Annotated in this window: 10 protein-coding genes and 1 rRNA gene; 2 read left to right on the top strand and 9 right to left on the bottom strand. The window is 62.7% G+C overall.

Features of this window, described 5'->3' with window-relative positions; genetic code table 11:
• Positions 1 to 469: 469 nt before the first annotated feature.
• The 4 genes from JOE60_RS03830 to JOE60_RS03815 all read right to left on the bottom strand — a co-directional run bounded on the left by JOE60_RS03830 (position 470) and on the right by JOE60_RS03815 (position 10,089).
• Positions 470 to 1,991, bottom strand: a 16S ribosomal RNA gene (locus JOE60_RS03830).
• Between the two features lie 553 nt (positions 1,992 to 2,544).
• Positions 2,545 to 6,207 carry a 1,4-alpha-glucan branching enzyme gene (locus JOE60_RS03825; protein ID WP_167264982.1) on the bottom strand — a complete coding sequence of 1,221 codons (3,663 nt, stop codon included), beginning with the start codon at positions 6,205 to 6,207 and terminating at the stop codon, positions 2,545 to 2,547.
• Position 6,208: 1 nt separating this feature from the next.
• Entirely contained in the window at positions 6,209 to 8,005 is a 1,797-nt protein-coding gene (gene treS / locus JOE60_RS03820; protein WP_167264983.1) for a maltose alpha-D-glucosyltransferase, read from the bottom strand.
• Positions 8,005 to 10,089 (bottom strand): alpha-1,4-glucan--maltose-1-phosphate maltosyltransferase, encoded by a 2,085-nt coding sequence (locus JOE60_RS03815; protein ID WP_167265674.1) that lies wholly within the window; start codon positions 10,087 to 10,089, stop codon positions 8,005 to 8,007. The genes treS and JOE60_RS03815 overlap by 1 nt, the downstream gene beginning before the upstream one ends.
• A gap of 125 nt (positions 10,090 to 10,214) precedes the next feature.
• On the opposite strand from JOE60_RS03815, the gene glgP reads away from it, so the two are divergent.
• The gene (gene glgP, locus JOE60_RS03810; RefSeq protein WP_204814826.1) at positions 10,215 to 12,839 is read left to right on the top strand and encodes an alpha-glucan family phosphorylase; all 2,625 of its coding nucleotides are present in this window, start codon (positions 10,215 to 10,217) and stop codon (positions 12,837 to 12,839) included.
• 113 nt (positions 12,840 to 12,952) lie between these two features.
• Here glgP and JOE60_RS18560 read toward each other — a convergent pair whose 3' ends face one another.
• Genes JOE60_RS18560 through glgX form a run of 4 tightly spaced genes read right to left on the bottom strand, consistent with a single transcriptional unit; the run spans position 12,953 to position 16,305 of the window.
• Positions 12,953 to 13,258, bottom strand: coding sequence for an ABC transporter permease (locus tag JOE60_RS18560; RefSeq protein WP_420851408.1), 306 nt, complete (start codon positions 13,256 to 13,258; stop codon positions 12,953 to 12,955).
• A 39-nt stretch (positions 13,259 to 13,297) separates the two neighbouring features.
• A complete protein-coding gene (locus JOE60_RS03800; RefSeq protein ID WP_167264985.1) occupies positions 13,298 to 13,657 on the bottom strand; it encodes a barstar family protein in 360 nt (119 codons plus the stop codon).
• Between the two features lie 6 nt (positions 13,658 to 13,663).
• Positions 13,664 to 14,164 (bottom strand): guanyl-specific ribonuclease, encoded by a 501-nt coding sequence (locus tag JOE60_RS03795; RefSeq protein ID WP_167264986.1) that lies wholly within the window; start codon positions 14,162 to 14,164, stop codon positions 13,664 to 13,666.
• 26 nt (positions 14,165 to 14,190) lie between these two features.
• The gene (gene glgX / locus JOE60_RS03790) at positions 14,191 to 16,305 is read right to left on the bottom strand and encodes a glycogen debranching protein GlgX (protein WP_167264987.1); all 2,115 of its coding nucleotides are present in this window, start codon (positions 16,303 to 16,305) and stop codon (positions 14,191 to 14,193) included.
• A gap of 115 nt (positions 16,306 to 16,420) precedes the next feature.
• Between glgX and JOE60_RS03785 the strand changes: the two genes are divergently transcribed.
• Positions 16,421 to 17,230: a carbon-nitrogen hydrolase family protein gene (locus JOE60_RS03785; protein WP_167264988.1), complete on the top strand. Its 810-nt coding sequence runs from the start codon at positions 16,421 to 16,423 to the stop codon at positions 17,228 to 17,230.
• A 29-nt stretch (positions 17,231 to 17,259) separates the two neighbouring features.
• On the opposite strand, the gene rlmB is transcribed toward JOE60_RS03785, so the two are convergent.
• On the bottom strand, positions 17,260 to 18,252 hold the full coding sequence (gene rlmB, locus JOE60_RS03780; protein WP_167264989.1) for a 23S rRNA (guanosine(2251)-2'-O)-methyltransferase RlmB: 993 nt from the start codon (positions 18,250 to 18,252) through the stop codon (positions 17,260 to 17,262).
• Positions 18,253 to 18,292 lie beyond the last annotated feature (40 nt).

Raw genomic sequence — 18,292 nt, 5'->3', positions numbered from 1 at the left:
AGGGTTCATTCATAAGAAATTGCTGTATAAGAACACCCACACCACAGGCATGTGTGTTCTTAGATGCTCGCGTCCACTATGTAGTTCTCAAACAACAACCCCATCAACCAGACCACCCCCACACACACGTGCAAGAACAGAACCAGAAGCAGGAAACACAGAAACAACCGTCCCATGCATTGCTGCACAAGGTCCTGTTGCCTCAGAACCCCAACAGTGCGCCAAACACAACCCCCACACACCACACCCCGGAACGCTTTCCCAACAACACCACACCCCCCACAAAGGAAGACGCACGTTGCCGTACTCACACCAGGACACAGCACAGAAGACCATGCCAAAAAAAATGATTCGTTGATATTCCACCCATGAGCACCCACCGCAGAACAGACGCCTGCGCAATGGGCAACACTGACAACCACCACCACACCCATACAGGCACAGCAACCAGTTGCTAGCAGCTCCTTAGAAAGGAGGTGATCCAGCCGCACCTTCCGGTACGGCTACCTTGTTACGACTTAGTCCCAATCGCCGGTCCCACCTTCGACGGCTCCCCCCACAAGGGTTAGGCCACCGGCTTCGGGTGTTACCAACTTTCGTGACTTGACGGGCGGTGTGTACAAGGCCCGGGAACGTATTCACCGCAGCGTTGCTGATCTGCGATTACTAGCGACTCCGACTTCATGGGGTCGAGTTGCAGACCCCAATCCGAACTGAGACCGGCTTTTTGGGATTAGCTCCACCTCACAGTATCGCAACCCTTTGTACCGGCCATTGTAGCATGCGTGAAGCCCAAGACATAAGGGGCATGATGATTTGACGTCGTCCCCACCTTCCTCCGAGTTGACCCCGGCAGTCTCCTATGAGTCCCCGGCCGAACCGCTGGCAACATAGAACGAGGGTTGCGCTCGTTGCGGGACTTAACCCAACATCTCACGACACGAGCTGACGACAACCATGCACCACCTGTAAACCGACCGCAAGCGGGGCACCTGTTTCCAGGTATTACCGGTTCATGTCAAGCCTTGGTAAGGTTCTTCGCGTTGCATCGAATTAATCCGCATGCTCCGCCGCTTGTGCGGGCCCCCGTCAATTCCTTTGAGTTTTAGCCTTGCGGCCGTACTCCCCAGGCGGGGCACTTAATGCGTTAGCTACGGCGCGGAAAACGTGGAATGTCCCCCACACCTAGTGCCCAACGTTTACGGCATGGACTACCAGGGTATCTAATCCTGTTCGCTCCCCATGCTTTCGCTCCTCAGCGTCAGTTACAGCCCAGAGACCTGCCTTCGCCATCGGTGTTCCTCCTGATATCTGCGCATTTCACCGCTACACCAGGAATTCCAGTCTCCCCTACTGCACTCTAGTCTGCCCGTACCCACTGCAGAACCGGAGTTGAGCCCCGGTCTTTCACAGCAGACGCGACAAACCGCCTACGAGCTCTTTACGCCCAATAATTCCGGATAACGCTTGCGCCCTACGTATTACCGCGGCTGCTGGCACGTAGTTAGCCGGCGCTTCTTCTGCAGGTACCGTCACCTTACGGCTTCTTCCCTACTGAAAGAGGTTTACAACCCGAAGGCCGTCATCCCTCACGCGGCGTCGCTGCATCAGGCTTGCGCCCATTGTGCAATATTCCCCACTGCTGCCTCCCGTAGGAGTCTGGGCCGTGTCTCAGTCCCAGTGTGGCCGGTCACCCTCTCAGGCCGGCTACCCGTCGTCGCCTTGGTAGGCCATTACCCCACCAACAAGCTGATAGGCCGCGAGTCCATCCAAAACCACAAAAGCTTTCCACCACCATGACATGCGCCAGATGGTCGTATCCGGTATTAGACCCAGTTTCCCAGGCTTATCCCAGAGTCAAGGGCAGGTTACTCACGTGTTACTCACCCGTTCGCCACTAATCCCCCAGCAAGCTGGGATCATCGTTCGACTTGCATGTGTTAAGCACGCCGCCAGCGTTCATCCTGAGCCAGGATCAAACTCTCCGTTGAAAAATAACAGACACAACCACACCCACCGGAAATAACGGCAAAACGCGGCTGCACAAAATTCGAAACCAGCTGAAAACCAGACCACCACACACGGGGGTGCGCAATGATCCAGCCATAATTTCAACCAATCAATAAAACAATCGGTATCAACAAACTTGGCACACTATTGAGTTCTCAAACAACAGACACTAACCGGCACCACCCACACCCAAAAGGGTCCAAGATCGCTCCGGAGCAACTTTTCAAACTTACCGGCTGCATCCCTTGCGGTCAAATCGGCAAGACTGACTTGATTTTTCCTTGCGGTTTCTTGTCAGTTTGCGGTCTCAACCAGTGGAGCAGCGCGGGTACTAACTATACCCACACTTTGCCCCCGTTGGCAAAGCCGCGTTGGTGACGGCCGCCGTCGTCGAGCGTTTGCCTGCCAACCGGGCCGCAAACCAAAGGTGTGCGGAACCAGCAACGCTCCCCCACCGGAGTGAGAGAGCGTTGCGAGAAAGCGGCCGTTATGTGAGAGAAGGACGCCCAAAACGGGTGGTGATGTGAGAGAGGGTCAGTCTGCCAGGGTGAACCAGGCTGCTCCCAGCGGCGGCAGTGTCACGGACAATGCGGCCGGCTGGCCATCGGTCCCGGGGGCTGCGGCCTTCAACGAACCCGTGTTCCCCACACCCGAACCGCCATACTGCCCGGCATCGGTGTTCAGGACTTCGTTCCACTCGCCGGCGGACGGTACGCCCAGGATGTAGTCGTGATGGGGTGCGCCGGAGAAGTTGATCGCACAGACCAGGGGCTTGCCGTCGTGATCCCAGCGGATGAAGGTGAGGACGTTGTGGTCCACATCCCCGCCGTTGATCCACTGGAAACCGCCGGCCTCGTTGTCCCGCTGGTACAACGCCGGAGTCGCGGCATAAAGCTCATTGAGGTCCTTGATCAGCAGCTGTAGGCCACGGTGTGCCGGGATGTCGGCCAGGAACCAGTCCAGGCCGTACTGCTCCGACCATTCGGCTTCCTGGCCAAATTCGGTACCCATGAAAATGAGCTGCTTGCCAGGGTGCGCCCACTGGTAGGCGAAGAAGCTGCGGAGGTTTGCAAGCTGCTGCCACCGGTCACCGGGCATCTTCCGGAGCATGGAGCCCTTGCCGTGCACTACCTCATCGTGGCTGATGGGCAAGAGGAAGTTCTCCGTGAACGCGTACACCAGGGAGAACGTGATGGTGCCGTGGTGCCACTTGCGGTTGATGGGATCCTCGGAGATGTACTTCAGGGAATCGTGCATCCAGCCCATGTTCCACTTGAGGCCGAAGCCCAGGCCGCCGTGATCGGTGGGGGCAGTGACCCCGGGGAAAGCCGTGGACTCTTCGGCAATGATGATGGCACCGGGGTGGGACTTGTACACCGTGGCGTTGACTTCCTGCATGAAGGAAATCGCCTCGAGGTTTTCGCGGCCGCCGAACTTGTTGGGCCGCCACTGGCCTTCCTCGCGTGAGTAATCCAGGTAGATCATGGAGGCAACCGCGTCCACACGCAGTCCATCGATGTGGAATTCCTCCAGCCAGTACAGCGCATTGGCCACCAGGAAGTTGCGGACCTCGCTCCGGCCGAAGTCGAAGATCAGCGTTCCCCAGTCGGGGTGCTCGCCCAGTGCCGGGTCGGAGTGCTCGTACAGGGCCTGACCATCAAACTTGGCCAAAGCCCAGGCGTCCTTGGGGAAGTGCGCCGGAACCCAGTCCAGCAGCACGCCGATTCCGGCCTGGTGCAGGGAGTCCACAAGGAACCTGAACTCGTCCGGGTGCCCGAACCGGGACGTGGGCGCAAAGTAGGAGGTCACCTGGTAGCCCCAGGATCCGCCAAACGGGTGTTCCGCCACGGGCATGAACTCAACGTGGGTGAAGCCAAGCCACTTGACGTAGTCCACCAGTTCCTTGGCGAGCTCCTTGTAGCCCAGGCCCAGCCGCCACGAGCCCAGGTGGACCTCGTAGACGCTCATGGGTGAGTTGTGCGGATCCTTGGCTGCGCGGGCGGCCATCCATTCCGAGTCCTTGAACCGGTAACCGGCGTCAACAACCCGGGATGCCGTCAGCGGGGGCACCTCGGTACCAAACGCCATGGGGTCGGCCTTCTCCAGCCATTCCCCACCCTTGGTCAGGATCTCGTATTTGTAGCACGCCCCTGCTACAACGCCGGGGATGAAGACTTCCCATACTCCCGACGAGCCCAGGGAACGCATGCCGTGGGAGCGGCCGTCCCAGCCGTTGAAGTCACCCTTGACGCGCACTGCCTGCGCATTGGGAGCCCACACAGCGAAGGACACGCCGTCCACCTCGCTGAGGGAAGACCGGTAATGCTGGACGTGCGCGCCCAGGACATCCCACAGGCGCTCGTGGCGCCCCTCTCCGATCAGGTGCAGGTCCACTTCACCCACGGTGGGCAGGTAGTGGTACGGGTCATCGATGGTGACGGTCTGGTCGTCGTACGCCACTTCCAAACGGTAGTCCGGCACGTGGCCGGGCTGCAGCGGCTCCAGGACGCCAACCCACACACCATGGGCCTCGTGGCTCATTTCGGTGCGCCCGGCCTCAGTCACCACGGTGACGGAAGTGGCCAAGTGCTTCACGGTCCGGACCGTCACGTGGCCGTGATCGTCAAGATGCGCACCCAGTACGGAATGCGGGGCGTGGTAAGCGCCGGCCGCCACGCGTTCCAAGGTCTCCGAATCCACGTGCAGTGGAACCCGCGGCCGTTCGGTGCGTGCAGAGCCAGTCATGTCATTACCTTCCGCTGTAGCTGCCGCGTGCTTTCCGCGGCCTGTAGTGTCGAGGATCCGTCGTGATGCATTAACCGGGATTTCCAGCCAATCGGGCCGGTTTCTCAGCTCGTAGACCACCTCATATAAGGCCTTGTCCAGCCACAATGCCACAAACAGCGGCGAGCGGCGGTCAATGGTTCCGGGGGTCACATCTCCGTAGCCCTCCAGGAACGCTGCGGCACAGTCATCCACCCAGGTTTCGGGCACCACGGCGGCCGGATTCTCCCGCGTGGCTGCACCCGCTGCATAGTCGAAGGACCTCAGCATGCCAGTGACATCCCGCAGGGGCAGGTCCGGGGAATTGCGCTCCTCAATGGTCCGCAGGGGTTCACCTTCAAAGTCCAGGATGGCCCAGCGGCCAGTGTCTCCACCGGATTCCGGGACCCACAGGATTTGGCCCAAGTGAAGGTCGCCGTGGACCCGCTGCAGCCGGCCCACGTCCCCGGCATCCAAGGTGGCCAGCAGTTCGTTGAGGTTCTGGTCATAGGATCCGACGGCGGACCCCGCCTCAGCCCACGACTGGCGGACCCGCCGGGTGAGGGCCGCGATGATGTCGCTCCCATGCTCGCCGCCGTCCTTGGTGCCGAACGTTTCTGCCAAGCGGGCGTGCACGGACGCGGTTGCCGCTCCGAGCCCGCGGGCCTGGGACGTGAAGTCGGCGCCGGTTGCTGCTGCCTCAACTGCAAGCCGCCAGGCATCCTGCCCGCCCACCAGGAATTCGTGGGCCACGGTCAAGTCACCCGTGGCATCCAACGAGGCCCCCGACGACGGCTGGTCCCATGTGCCGGTAATCCAGCCGAGCGTCGCGGGAACCTCGGTGGTGTGGGCCGCAGTCAGCGCCGCCCCCAGCTCCACTTCGGGGTTCCTGCCTGCGGCGAGCACCCGGAAGACCTTCACAATGGCCGACGATTGGCCGTCGCTGACGATGATGGACGTATTTGATTGCTCTCCGGAAAGTACCTGCACCGAGGTGGGCGTTCCAGGGAGTGTTGCGCGGCCGCGGGTGAGGTGGCCTTGGGCCAGTCCTTCCGGCAGGGACGATTCACTGCGCATGAAGGACAACCACGCGGTGGCGAACCCGGGGTCATACACGGCGTCGTACACCCATTGCGTGCCCGACTCAGGATCCTTGTACTCCCCCACCAGGGCCGGAGCTGCCTCAGCCACGGGCTGGCGGTGGAAGCTCAACGGAACCTGGACAACATCGGTGCGGGGACCGCCGTCGGCCGTCCTGTACGTCACCGCCAGCAGCACGATCTCCAGCACGGCGCCGCCGCTGCTGTTGGGCAGCGTGAAACCGCCAACGCGTTCCAACGCGAAATCGGGGCTGTTGACCGGGAACCAGCGCTTGCCGGGAAGCCAGGTCCGCAGAAGTCCTTCAATGATGGGGTTCAAGTGTGCCTTGCTCATCTCATCCTTTGGAGGTCACCACAGGGATCGCCTGGGTATATGGCGACGATGGATTGGAAAACGCCGAGCGGACCCGCAGCCAGTAAAAGCTGTGGCTGCCCAGCATCACGGTCAGGTGACCGTTGTCTCCGACGGCCGGGAACGGCTGGCCGCCAAAAATATCTCGCAGGCCGCGGCCCGCGAACTCGGGAAGGTCCAGGGTGGCTGCAACCGGGTGCTGGGAGAGGTTGAAGACGCACAGGATGGTTTCCGCGTCCTCCCCTTCCGGGTTGCCGGTAGGCAGCTCCCGCACGTAGGCCAGCACGACCTCGTGGTCTGCCTCAATGTGCCGGAACGCACCCAGACCGAACACGGGGTGGTTCTTGCGCACGCTGAGGATCTGGCGCGTCCAGCGGAGCAGCGAGCCCGAGTGGGCGGCCTCAGCTTCAACGTTGGCCATGCTGTAGTTGTAGACCAGGGACTGGATCACCGGCAGGTAGAGCTTTCCGGGATCCGCGCCGGAGAACCCCGCATTCCGGTCCGGGTTCCACTGCATGGGAGTGCGGACGGCATCGCGGTCATCCAGCCAGATGTTGTCCCCCATGCCGATCTCGTCCCCGTAGTACAGGAAGGGGCTGCCCGGCAGGGACAGCAGCAACGCGTTGATGAGCTCGATCTCGGAACGGGAGTTATCCAGCAAGGGCGCCAACCTCCGCCGGATGCCGATGTTGGCCCGCATGCGCGGATCCGGCGCATACCAGCCCAGCATTGCGGCGCGTTCCTCCGCGGGGACCATCTCCAGCGTCAATTCGTCGTGGTTCCGCAGGAAAGTCCCCCACTGTGCACCCTTGGGGATATCCGGGGTATCGCGGAGGGTCTCAATGATCGGGGCGGCCTTCTGGTCCCTCAACGCGTAGTACAGCCTGGGCATGATGGGGAAGTGGAACGCCATGTGGCACTCCGGGGCTTCCTCGGTCCCGAAATACTCAACCACCTCGTCCGGCGGCTGGTTGGCCTCGGCAATGATCACCCGGCCTGGATAGTTCTCGTCCACCATCCGGCGCAGGTCACGCAGGAAGCCGTGCGTTGCCGGCAGGTTCTCGCAGTTGGTGCCCTCTTCTTCGAAAAGGTACGGGATGGCGTCGGCCCGGAAGCCGTCGATTCCCTGGTCCAGCCAGAACCGCACCACGTCGAAGAGGGCTTCAATGACTTTGGGGTTCTCGAAGTTCAGGTCAGGCTGGTGGCCGAAGAAGCGGTGCCAGAAAAACTGTCGGCGGATGGGATCGAAGGTCCAGTTGGATTCCTCCGTGTCCACAAAAATGATGCGGGCGTCCTGGTACTTCTCATCCGTATCGCTCCACACATAGAAGTCGCCGTAGGGCCCGGTGGGGTCCTTCCGGGATTCCTGGAACCAGGGATGCTGGTCCGAGGTGTGGTTTAACGGAAGATCGATGATCACCCGGACACCACGGGCGTGGGCCTCGGCCACCAGGCGTTTGAAGTCGCTGATAGTGCCGAACTCGTCCAGCACGGAGGTGTAATCGGCAATATCGTAACCGCCGTCGCGCAACGGGGAATGGAAGAACGGCGGCAGCCACAGGCAATCGACGCCAAGCCACTGGAGGTAATCCAGTTTTTCGATCAACCCATGGAAATCGCCGGAACCATCCCCGTTGGCGTCCGCAAAGGCCCGCACCAGTACTTCATAGAAAACTGCCTTGCGGTACCAGGTTGGATCATGCTGGAGACCGGGGGCGTTCAACTCGAAGGTGTTCTTCGGAGTGAAGTACTGGCTGGGGTTTTGCGGAGTGAAACTCACTAAGGATGCCTCCGGATGCTCAGGATGTGGGCCGGCTCAACGTGGGCATCCAGGCGGACGTAGTTGTGCTCTCCCCATTCCCAGCTCTGGCCGCTGATGAGGTCATCCACCCTGTACCGGCCGTCCTCATTGAGGTCGGCGGGGTCCAGCTGCAAGGCGGCAAGGTCCAGGGACACCGTGCTTTCGCGGGTGTTGTGCGGATCCACGTTGACCACAATGATCAAGGTGTCCTTGGTGCCGTCCGGCAACGTCTTGTGCTTGGAGTACACAACGGTGGCGTCATCCGTGCTGTGGTGCAGGGTGAGGTTCTGCAGGTCCCCCAAGGCCACGTGGTTCTTACGGATGGCGTTGAGCCGGGTGATATACGGGGCCAGGGTCCTTCCGGATGCCGCAGCGCCTTCCCAGTCCCTGGCCTTGATCTCGAACTTCTCGTTGTCGATGTACTCCTCGGCACCCGGACGGGCCACGTGCTCGAACAGTTCGAATCCGGCGTAGACGCCCCACAGCGGGCTGGCCGTCGAGGCCAGGACTGCGCGGATCTTGAACGCGGCCGGACCGCCGAACTGCAGGTACTCCGTGAGGATATCCGGGGTGTTCACAAAGAAGTTGGGCCGGAAATACGCCGGGCTGACGTGGCTGATCTCGTGGAAGTACTCTTCCAGTTCAGTCTTGGTATTCCGCCAGGTGAAGTACGAGTACGACTGCTGGAACCCTGCGCGGCCCAGTGCGTGCATCATGGGCGGGCGGGTGAAAGCCTCGGCGAGGAAAACGACGTCGGGGTGTTTCTTGTTGATCTTCCCGATCAGCCATTCCCAGAACCACACCGGCTTGGTGTGCGGGTTGTCCACCCGGAAGACCTTCACGCCGTGGCTGATCCACAGCTGGACGATCCGCAGGATTTCCTTGGAAAGGCCGGCGGGGTCGTTGTCGAAGTTCAGGGGGTAGATGTCCTGGTACTTCTTCGGAGGATTCTCCGCGTAGGCAATGGAACCGTCCACGCGGGTGGTGAACCACTCGGGATTGGACGTAACCCAGGGGTGGTCCGGAGCTGCCTGCAACGCAAGGTCCAGGGCCACCTCGAGTCCCAGCTCATTGGCGCGCGCCACGAAGGCGTCGAAGTCCTCGAAAGTACCCAGTTCCGGGTGGATGGCGTCGTGGCCACCGTCCTTGGACCCGATGGCCCACGGCGAACCCGGATCATTCGGCCCCGGAGTCAGGGTGTTGTTGCGGCCCTTGCGGTGCTGGACACCGATGGGGTGGATGGGCGGCATGTAGATGACGTCAAAGCCCATCTCTGCCACGGCGTCCAGCCTCTTGGCGGCAGTCCGGAAGTTGCCGGACGTCCACACGCCTGTGGTGTGGTCAAGCACCGCACCTTCGGAACGGGGGAAGAACTCATACCAGGCGGCCCGCCCGGCCAGGTCTCGCTCAACCTGCAGTGGGTACCGCTGGGAAACCGTCACCAGTTCACGGATGGGAAGGCGTTCGACGGCGGCCAGCACCCCGGGGCTGAAGCCGGCAGCAAGGCGTTCCTCGGCTGTCTTGGTGGTGTCGGCGAGCGCGAGTGAAGCGGCACGCAGGGTGCGCTTGTCAGCGCCGGCACGACCGGCGTCGTCGGCTGCCTCTTCCAGGAGGGCCGCGCCCTCGGCAAGCATCAACTCCACGTCAACGCCGGCAGCGATCTTTACCTCGGAATTGTGGTGCCAGGTGCCGTAGCGATCGTGCCAGGCTTCAATGACGAAGGACCACGCACCGGTACCACCGGGGGTGATGAGGCCCTCCCAGCGGTCAAGGCCCTTCCACTCCTCGCCTTGGGCGGGGGCCAGGCGAACGCGCTGGCGTTCACGGCCACGCGGGTCCAGCACCACGGCGGACACACCAAGCTGGTCGTGGCCTTCACGGAACACCGTGGCACCAACAACCAGGTCCTCCCCGGGCAAAGCCTTCGCCGGGAACCGGCCTCCCTCAACCACGGGCTGGACAGCCGTGATGGGGAACCGGCCGAAACGAAGTCCGTCGGTGATGTCCGTTTTCGTCTTGGATTTCAGGGCGGCAATGGGTCGCGAGGTAGTCGTCACAAACATGACGTTAGCGACAATCACCTGAGAATGCTAAGCACACGACCTATCTCACTGACGCAAGATGACTTTTACCTAAAAGAAACCCAAAGCGGTTCCGGCTGCCATGTACGTCAGTTAGTGTGGCGCTCGTGAAGGCAATTCGAAGGTTTACAGTCCGTACCGTCCTCCCCGAGCCCATCAGGCCTTTGGCCCGGTTGGCGACCAACCTGCGTTGGTCATGGCACCGTCCCACCCGGGAGCTTTTCGCGAGCCTCAACCCGGCGCTCTGGGAAGCGTCGCAGCACGATCCCATTGCCCTTTTGGGTTCCATCAGCCGCGACCAGCTCCAGGACCTCGCCAACAACGGCGAGGTTGTTTCCCGGGTCCAGGACGCTGCCGCTGATTTGGACAGGTACCTCAGCGAACCGCGCTGGTACCAGGGCCTCAACGAGGACGCTCCGGCCTGCATTGCCTACTTCTCTCCCGAGTTCGGCATCAGCGAGGTTCTGCCGCAGTACTCGGGCGGCCTGGGCATCCTGGCCGGCGACCACCTCAAGTCAGCCTCGGACCTGGGTGTTCCCCTCATCGGCGTGGGACTTCTGTACCAGGCCGGCTACTTCAAGCAGTCGCTCTCACGCGATGCATGGCAGCAGGAAACCTACCCGGTCCTGGATCCCGACGGGCTTCCGTTGACGCTGCTCCGCCACCCGGGCAAGGACGGCGTCCCCGGGAAGCCGGTCCACATCTCCCTTCCGTTGCCCAACGGACGCGAGCTTCACGCGCACGTGTGGCGTGCCGACGTCGGACGCGTTCCGCTGCTGCTGCTGGACTCCAACGTTCCCTCCAACGACGAAGCCGCGCGCGGCATCACGGACCGCCTGTACGGCGGCGGAGGCGACCACCGGCTGCAGCAGGAACTCCTCCTGGGCATGGGTGGCGTCAAAGCACTTCGGGTGTACCAGGAACTGACCGGCACCCCGGCCCCCGAGGTTTTCCACACCAACGAGGGCCACGCGGGATTCCTGGGGATCGAGCGTATCCAGGAAGCCATGTCCAACGCGGCCGATCCCCTCAGCTGGGATGAAGCCCTGGCCGCCGGGCGTGCCTCTACTGTCTTCACGACGCACACGCCCGTTCCGGCCGGCATTGACCGCTTTGAGACGGTCCAGATCAAGCACTTCTTCGACGCCGGATTGGCACCTGCCGTTCCCACGGAGAAGATCCTGGAGCTCGGCCGCGAAAACTACGACGGCGGAAACCCGTCGGTCTTCAACATGGCCGTGATGGGCTTGCGCCTGGCCCAGCGGGCCAATGGTGTGGCCAAGCTGCACGGTGTGGTGTCCCGGGAAATGTTCTCCGGCCTGTGGCCGGGCTTTGATCACTCCGAAATTCCCATCACTTCCGTCACCAATGGCGTCCACGTACCCACCTGGGTGGATCCGCGCATCTCTGCCCTGGCCCGCCACCAGTTCGGCGCCGAGGCAGAAGCCTTGGGCCGTTGGGACCTGGCCTACAACGTCAGCGACGAGGACGTCTGGTCCATGCGCCGCGAATTGCGCGCACAGCTCATTGATGATGTTCGACGACGGCTCCGGTCGTCCTGGAAGAAACGCGGCGCAGCCGACGCCGAGCTCGGCTGGACCGACTCCGTGCTGGACCCCGACGTCCTGACCATCGGCTTTGCCCGCCGCGTGCCCACCTACAAGCGCCTCACATTGATGCTGCGGGATCCCGCCCGTTTGAAGGCACTGCTCCTGGACCCCAAGCACCCCATCCAGTTGGTCATCGCCGGCAAATCACACCCCGCTGACGATGCCGGCAAGAAGATGATCCAGGACTTGGTCAGGTTCACCGACGATCCCGAGGTCCGCCACAGGATCGTGTTCCTGCCCAACTACGACATCGCCATGGCCCGCACCCTGTTCCCCGGCTGCGATGTGTGGCTCAACAACCCGCTGCGCCCCTTGGAGGCCTGCGGCACCTCCGGCATGAAGGCCGCCATCAACGGCTCACTGAACCTGTCCGTCCTGGACGGGTGGTGGGATGAGATGTACGACGGCGAGAACGGCTGGGCCATCCCCACCGCCAACAACAACGCCACCGCGGAGGAACGCGACGACATTGAAGCCTCGGCGCTCTACGAACTGTTGGAAACCCAGGTGGCTCCGCGGTTCTACGGCACCACCGTTGCGCAGGGTGCGGGGGCAGCAGGGCCGTCCGAGTCCAGCACGGAGACCGTGCCTACCCACTGGGTATCCATGATCAAGCACACGCTGGCCAACCTGGGCCCTGCGGTCTCCGCGGAACGCATGCTGCACGACTACGTGAACAACCTCTATTGCCCGGCCGCGGTGTCAGGTCGCCGCGCCACGGCCGGGTCCTTCAAGGAAGCCAAGGAACTCGCTGCCTGGACGTCCAAGGTTCGTGGTGCCTGGCCCGGCGTTGTGGTGGAACACGTTGATTCCGTGGGCGTCTCCGAGGAACCCCAGGTGGGTGACACCCTTCAGGTCAACGCCTACGTGGCCCTGAACAACCTCACGCCGGATGACGTGAGTGTGGAAGTGGCCTTCGGACGCGCCGAAGAAAGCGATGAGCTGGAAGACGTGGTGGTGGCTGAACTGGCTTCCGTGGAAGACCTCGGGAACGGCCGGCACCTCTTCAACGGGTCACTGGTCATCAACCGCTCAGGCTCCTTTGGCTACACCGTCCGCGTGTTCCCGAAGCACTCGGCCCTGGCATCGAAGGCAGAGCTGGGGCTGATCGCCAACGCCTAGTCCCAGGAACGTGGCTGGCCCGCTTTCCCGTTGTTGGGTAACAACGGGAAAGCGGGCCAGCCACGTTTATGCAGGGCACAGGGATCTTAGCCTTAGCGAATTCTTGGGGCTTGCTAGCCGCGAATCGCAATAGCGGGATCCTTGCGGCTGGCGACCCAAGCCGGGTAAATGGCGCTCACAATACCGGTGGCCGTACCCAGAAGGATTCCAACCAGCCATAGCCCTGAGGGCAACACAGGTGGCCAGGCCTGGATCCAAGACACAGAAAGCGTCGTGATGGTTCCGATGACCCCGCCTAGGGAACCCGCTGTTATTCCAACGATGAAGCCCTCAAGGATGAAGGATCGGCAAATTAGCCATCGACTAGAGCCGATCGCTCGTCGTAGGGCTATCTCGGCCGACCGGGATTGGACGGTCAGGTACGGGAGTTGGCCGGCACGAAAGGTAAATCGGCGCAGTTAGTGCTGGAACACCGCAATGACCGCCAGGTCGCGGCCGGCGTAGCGCTCTGCGTCCTGCAGGATTTCGCACACGACACCGAAGGAACGGTCTGTGCGGTAGGCCGCGGGGACCTGCCAGATCATGGTGACGGGGCCGCCGTCGTCCTCTGACAGCGCGTCAGCGTAGTCGTGCAGGGAGTCGTTCAGGGCGTCAAGGTTCACGCCGTAGTATTCCGGAAAGTTTAGGACCTGTCCGAAGACCTCGAGGACCGTTTGTTTGGTGGTCGCGGGTGGGACCATGACAGTCCTGCGGCCCGCGTCGGAGACCTGCTCCTGCAATTCGTCCAAGGTCCAGGTATCTGCGGAATAGATTTTCATGGGCTCCTACTTGTCCTCGACAATGAACGCGAACGACTCGTAGTGGTCCGCGGTGTAGTACTTGGCGGTGTCCTTACCCACGATGATCCGGCGTGCACCCCGGTCCGACTCCCCAGGCGTGACCACGGTGTACTCCTTGTAGAACCCGCCGGCTTTCCGCGGCAGCAGTCCCTCGAAATTGCCGAAGTTAACGCCGTCGCGGCTGTACGGGTACGGTCCGCCCTTGGCGATCAGGGCCAGCGTCTGCCGGGCTTCCCCGGGCAACTGCGAGGCGTTGATGGAAGGCAAGTTGGACGGATTGGCAACGGCTGCCCCGGTTTTGGCCGGAGCGGTTGTGCTGCCCGGTACGGCACGGGGCGCCGCCGTGGAAACGCCGGGAGCCGGCGTCGCGGTCTGCGTTGCAGTGGGCGCGGTCAAGGCGCCGCCACCCACCATCGCCACCACCAGCACGACGACGGCGATCACCAAGCCCGCGAAGGCCACCCACTTGCTGCGGCTGCGGTTCATTCGGAAAACTCCTGCCCGGCTGGTGCCTACGTGCGGTAGACGTTGATGGTGTTGGCCTGCAGGATATCCCGTTCACCGGAGGCCACCAACGCGCCCTTGCGGCGTTCATGGAGCACCGACGTGGTGAACCGGAGCTCGAACATGCGCTTGGGGGTGCCCTTCTCGCTCAGGATCTTGGGCAGCACCATCTTCACGTCCTGGTTGCTGCCGTTGATCACAATGAGCCCACGCGTGTCGCTGTCCTCGTGCCCCATCAGCAACTGCACGGTGCGGAGGTTGGGTTGGTTCCAGCTGGCAGGAGTCATCCGCTGGCCCTTGTCATCGAACCATTGCAGGCTTGAATCGTTGGCCTTTCCCGGGAAGCTCTCCGGCTGGTGCCGCAGGAACCACCGACGCACCCTGATCAGCTCACGGGTGGTCCGGAACATGGCGTTGGCTTCCTGGGTGCGGCTCCAGTCCAGCCATGCGGTGTGGTTGTCCTGGCAGTAAGCATTGTTGTTGCCCTGCTGCGTGCGGCCCAGCTCATCCCCGGCCGTGATCATGGGAACTCCGAAGGACAACAACAGGGTGGTCATCAGGTTCCGGACTGACAGTGCCCTGGCGGCAACTATTGCCTCGTTTTCGCTGCGGCCTTCAGCACCGTGGTTGTAGCTGCGGTTGTCTCCGTGCCCATCGCGGTTTTGCTCGCCGTTCGCCTCATTGTGCTTGCGGTCGTAGCTCACCAGGTCCTTGAGCGTGAAGCCATCGTGCGCAGTGATGAAGTTTACCGATGCCAGCCTGCTGCGTCCGGAAGATGCGAAGAGGTTGGCGGATCCTGCCACCAGCTCAGCCAGCCCGGCCACCGACCCACCCCGGCCACCGGCCTCCATGGCGGCGCGGTCCGAGAGCCAGAAACTGCGGACGCCATCGCGGAAGTGGTCGTTCCAATCCGACCAGCCCTGCGGGAAGCGGCCAGTCTGCCAGCCGCCGTAGCCAACGTCCCAGGGTTCGGAGATCAGCTTCACTTCGGACAGAACCGGATCCTCGGCAATCGCCTGCAGGAAAGGATGCTGCGGATCGAAGGAATTCCCGGCGTCGCGGCAGAGCGTGACGGCGAGGTCAAAGCGGAAGCCGTCCACATGGAAGTCATTTACCCAGTACCGGAGCGAATCCAGGGCCAGGTCCACCACCACGGGGTCGCTGAAATCCAGGGTGTTGCCGCAGCCGGTGGTGTCCAGGTACCGGCCGTGGGCATCATGGCGGTAGTAGCGGTCCTCCGCGAGCCCCCTGAAGCTGATGGGCGCACCGTCAGGACCTGCCTCGGCAGTGTGGTTGTACACCACGTCAAGGATGACCTCTATACCGGCTGCGTGGAGCAGCTTGACCATGCCCTTGAGCTCGTCCTGCACGGCGTGCGGCCCGGCGGCCCGGGCTGCTTCCGTGGCGTAATCAGCGTGCGGCGCGAAGAAGGCTGCGGTGTTGTAGCCCCAGTAATTGGTGAGGCCCAGGTCCTGGAGGTGTGATTCGTCCAGGTGGAAGTGGATGGGGAGGAGCTGCACGGCAGTGATGCCCAGCTCGGTGAGGTGTTGGATCATCACCGGATGCGCCATGCCGGCGTAGGTGCCCCGCAAGTGCTCAGGTATCTCCGGGTGCAGCATAGTCTGCCCACGGACGTGTGCTTCATAGATCACCGAGGTGCGCAGAGGCGTGCGCGGCGGCTGGTCATTGCCCCAGTCAAAGCCGGTGTCAACGTGCACGCTCGTCAGGAGTTCGCCGCGCTGGTCCACGGCGCGGCCGTAAGGATCCAGCAGCAGGTGCTGACCGGCGTCGTGATCCACATCCTCAGCGGGAACCGATACAGGGAGGCCGCCTTCCGAAGGCGCGGCGCGGAATCCGTACCGCGTGCCGGGCGGGATCCCGTCAACCAGGCCAAAGTGGACTCCATCCCCGGTATTGGGAAGCACATGTGCCTTCCACACTCCGCCGGGGGCCTGGAACACCATCTCGACGCGCTCAAGGCCCGGAGCAAACACCGCGACATTCACCGTGTGATCGCGTGAATTTTCCGCGTCCGAGGGACCGGGCTGCGGGGCGCTCAGTCCGAGGGGCCGGGGCTGTGAAGCATCCACGGCTGCTGCTGTGTCAAAGATAGGCATAACCATTGTTGGCAAGTTTAGTTCCACGCCCACTAAGTACCGCCTCGGGCGCGCATATGACGCGGTTGGGCCATGCCTTGTGGATTCTTGCCATACTGGACGCAGACAAATGGAGGTCTCATTGCGTGTTGCATTGGCTCAAGTCATCACCGGCCGCGACGTAGCTGCCAACCTGCTGCTCCTTGAGGAGTACGCCCGCAAGGCCAAGGACGGCGGCGCTGCGCTGGTGGTCTTCCCGGAGGCCATGATGCGCGCCTTCGGCAACTCGCTGCTGGACATCGCCGAACCCCTGGACGGCCCGTGGGCCAGCCGGGTACGTGCCTTGGCCGCGGAACTCCAGCTGGTGATTGTGGCCGGGATGTTTACCCCGGGCAACGCCTCCGAATCAGGGGCGCCGCGCGTACGCAACACCTTGGTGGCCACGGGCCCGGGCGTCGAGGCCAGCTACCACAAGATCCATCTTTTCGATGCGTTCGGGTTCGCGGAATCGGACACCGTTGAGGCCGGTACAGACCCCGTGACGTTCGACGCCGGCGGCCTCACCTTTGGTTTGGCCACCTGCTACGACATCCGATTCCCGGCGCTGTTCACGGCCAACGCGGACCGTGGGGCAGTGGTGAACATCGTGTCAGCGTCCTGGGGATCGGGCCCCGGCAAAGCTGAACAGTGGCAGCTTTTGGCCCGCGCCCGCGCTGTGGACACCACCACGTTCGTCCTGGCCTGCGGCCAGGGGGATCCGGCCACCCAGGGTGCAGAGCCCAAAGGCTCCGCGCCCACCGGGGTGGGGTACTCCGCCGTCGTCGATCCTTTGGGCGGGGTGCTCGATGCCCTTGAGGGCGAGCCGGGTCTCATCTTCGCGGACCTCGACCACGCAGAGGTGGACGAGGCCCGCAAAAAGCTTCCGGTCCTGGCGAACCGCCACGTCTTCTGACCCGGCCGGCCCGCCAGGAAGGCGGAGAACTATTTGGCCGAACGCTGCCTGGAGACTTCGTACAGCGAGATGCCCACGGCCATGGAAGCATTGAGCGATTCCATGCCTGAGTCGATGGGAATCGAGACGATCTGGTCGCAGTTTTCGCGGACCAACCGGCTGAGGCCCTTGCCCTCTGAACCCACCACGATGCACACCGGCTCGGTGGCTACGGTGAGGTCGGGCAGCGAAACGTCGCCGTCGCCGTCCAGGCCCAGGACGTAGATGCCCATGTTCTTGAACTGCTTCAAGGCGTTGTTGAGGTTCGACGCGCGGGCCACGGGGACGCGGACAGCGGCACCGGCGCTGGTCTTCCACGCAGACGCGGTGACGCCAACGGACCGGCGCTCGGGAACGATCACGCCATGGCCACTGAAGGCGGACACGGAGCGGATGATGGCGCCAAGGTTGCGGGGGTCGGTGATGCCGTCCAGCGCCACGAAGATCGGGGCGTTGGAGATGTGCCCCTTCTTCCACTTCGCGAGTGTTTCCTCAGCGAGGTCATAAGCGTCCTGGTACTCGTACGGCGGGATCTGAAGCACGAGGCCCTGGTGGACAGCGTCCTCGGTCATGCGGTCCAGTTCCGGCTTGCCGGTTTCCAACAGCGGAATGCCACGCTCTGCGGCAAGCTTGAGGGATTCCTTGACGCGATCGTCCATTTCGATGCGGATAGCCACGTGCAGTGCCTTCGCAGGGATGCCTGCGCGCAGGGCTTCCACCACGGAGTTACGGCCGGTGACCATTTCTTCGGTGGCACGTCCCTTGGGGCCGGAGCGGGCTCCCCCGCCGGCGGAACGTGCACCGGGTGCGCGCTTGGCGGCTGAGCGCTCAGCCAACTGCTTGCTCTTGTGCGCCTTGTGATAGACGCGGTCCTCCGCCTTGGGCGTGGGACCCCTGCCCTCGAGGGCCTTGCGGCCGTGGCCACCGGTTCCGGTGGAGGGGCCCTTCTTCTTCTTGACCGACCGGTTACCGTTGTTGGCCATGGGATTCCATCCTTGATTTTGTGAGTAAGTCTGGAATCAA

Source organism: Paenarthrobacter ilicis (assembly GCF_016907545.1).
Taxonomy (GTDB): Bacteria; Actinomycetota; Actinomycetes; order Actinomycetales; family Micrococcaceae; genus Arthrobacter; species Arthrobacter ilicis.
Note: the sequence above shows the minus strand (reverse complement) of the source record. Positions and strands in the feature narration are given on the sequence as shown.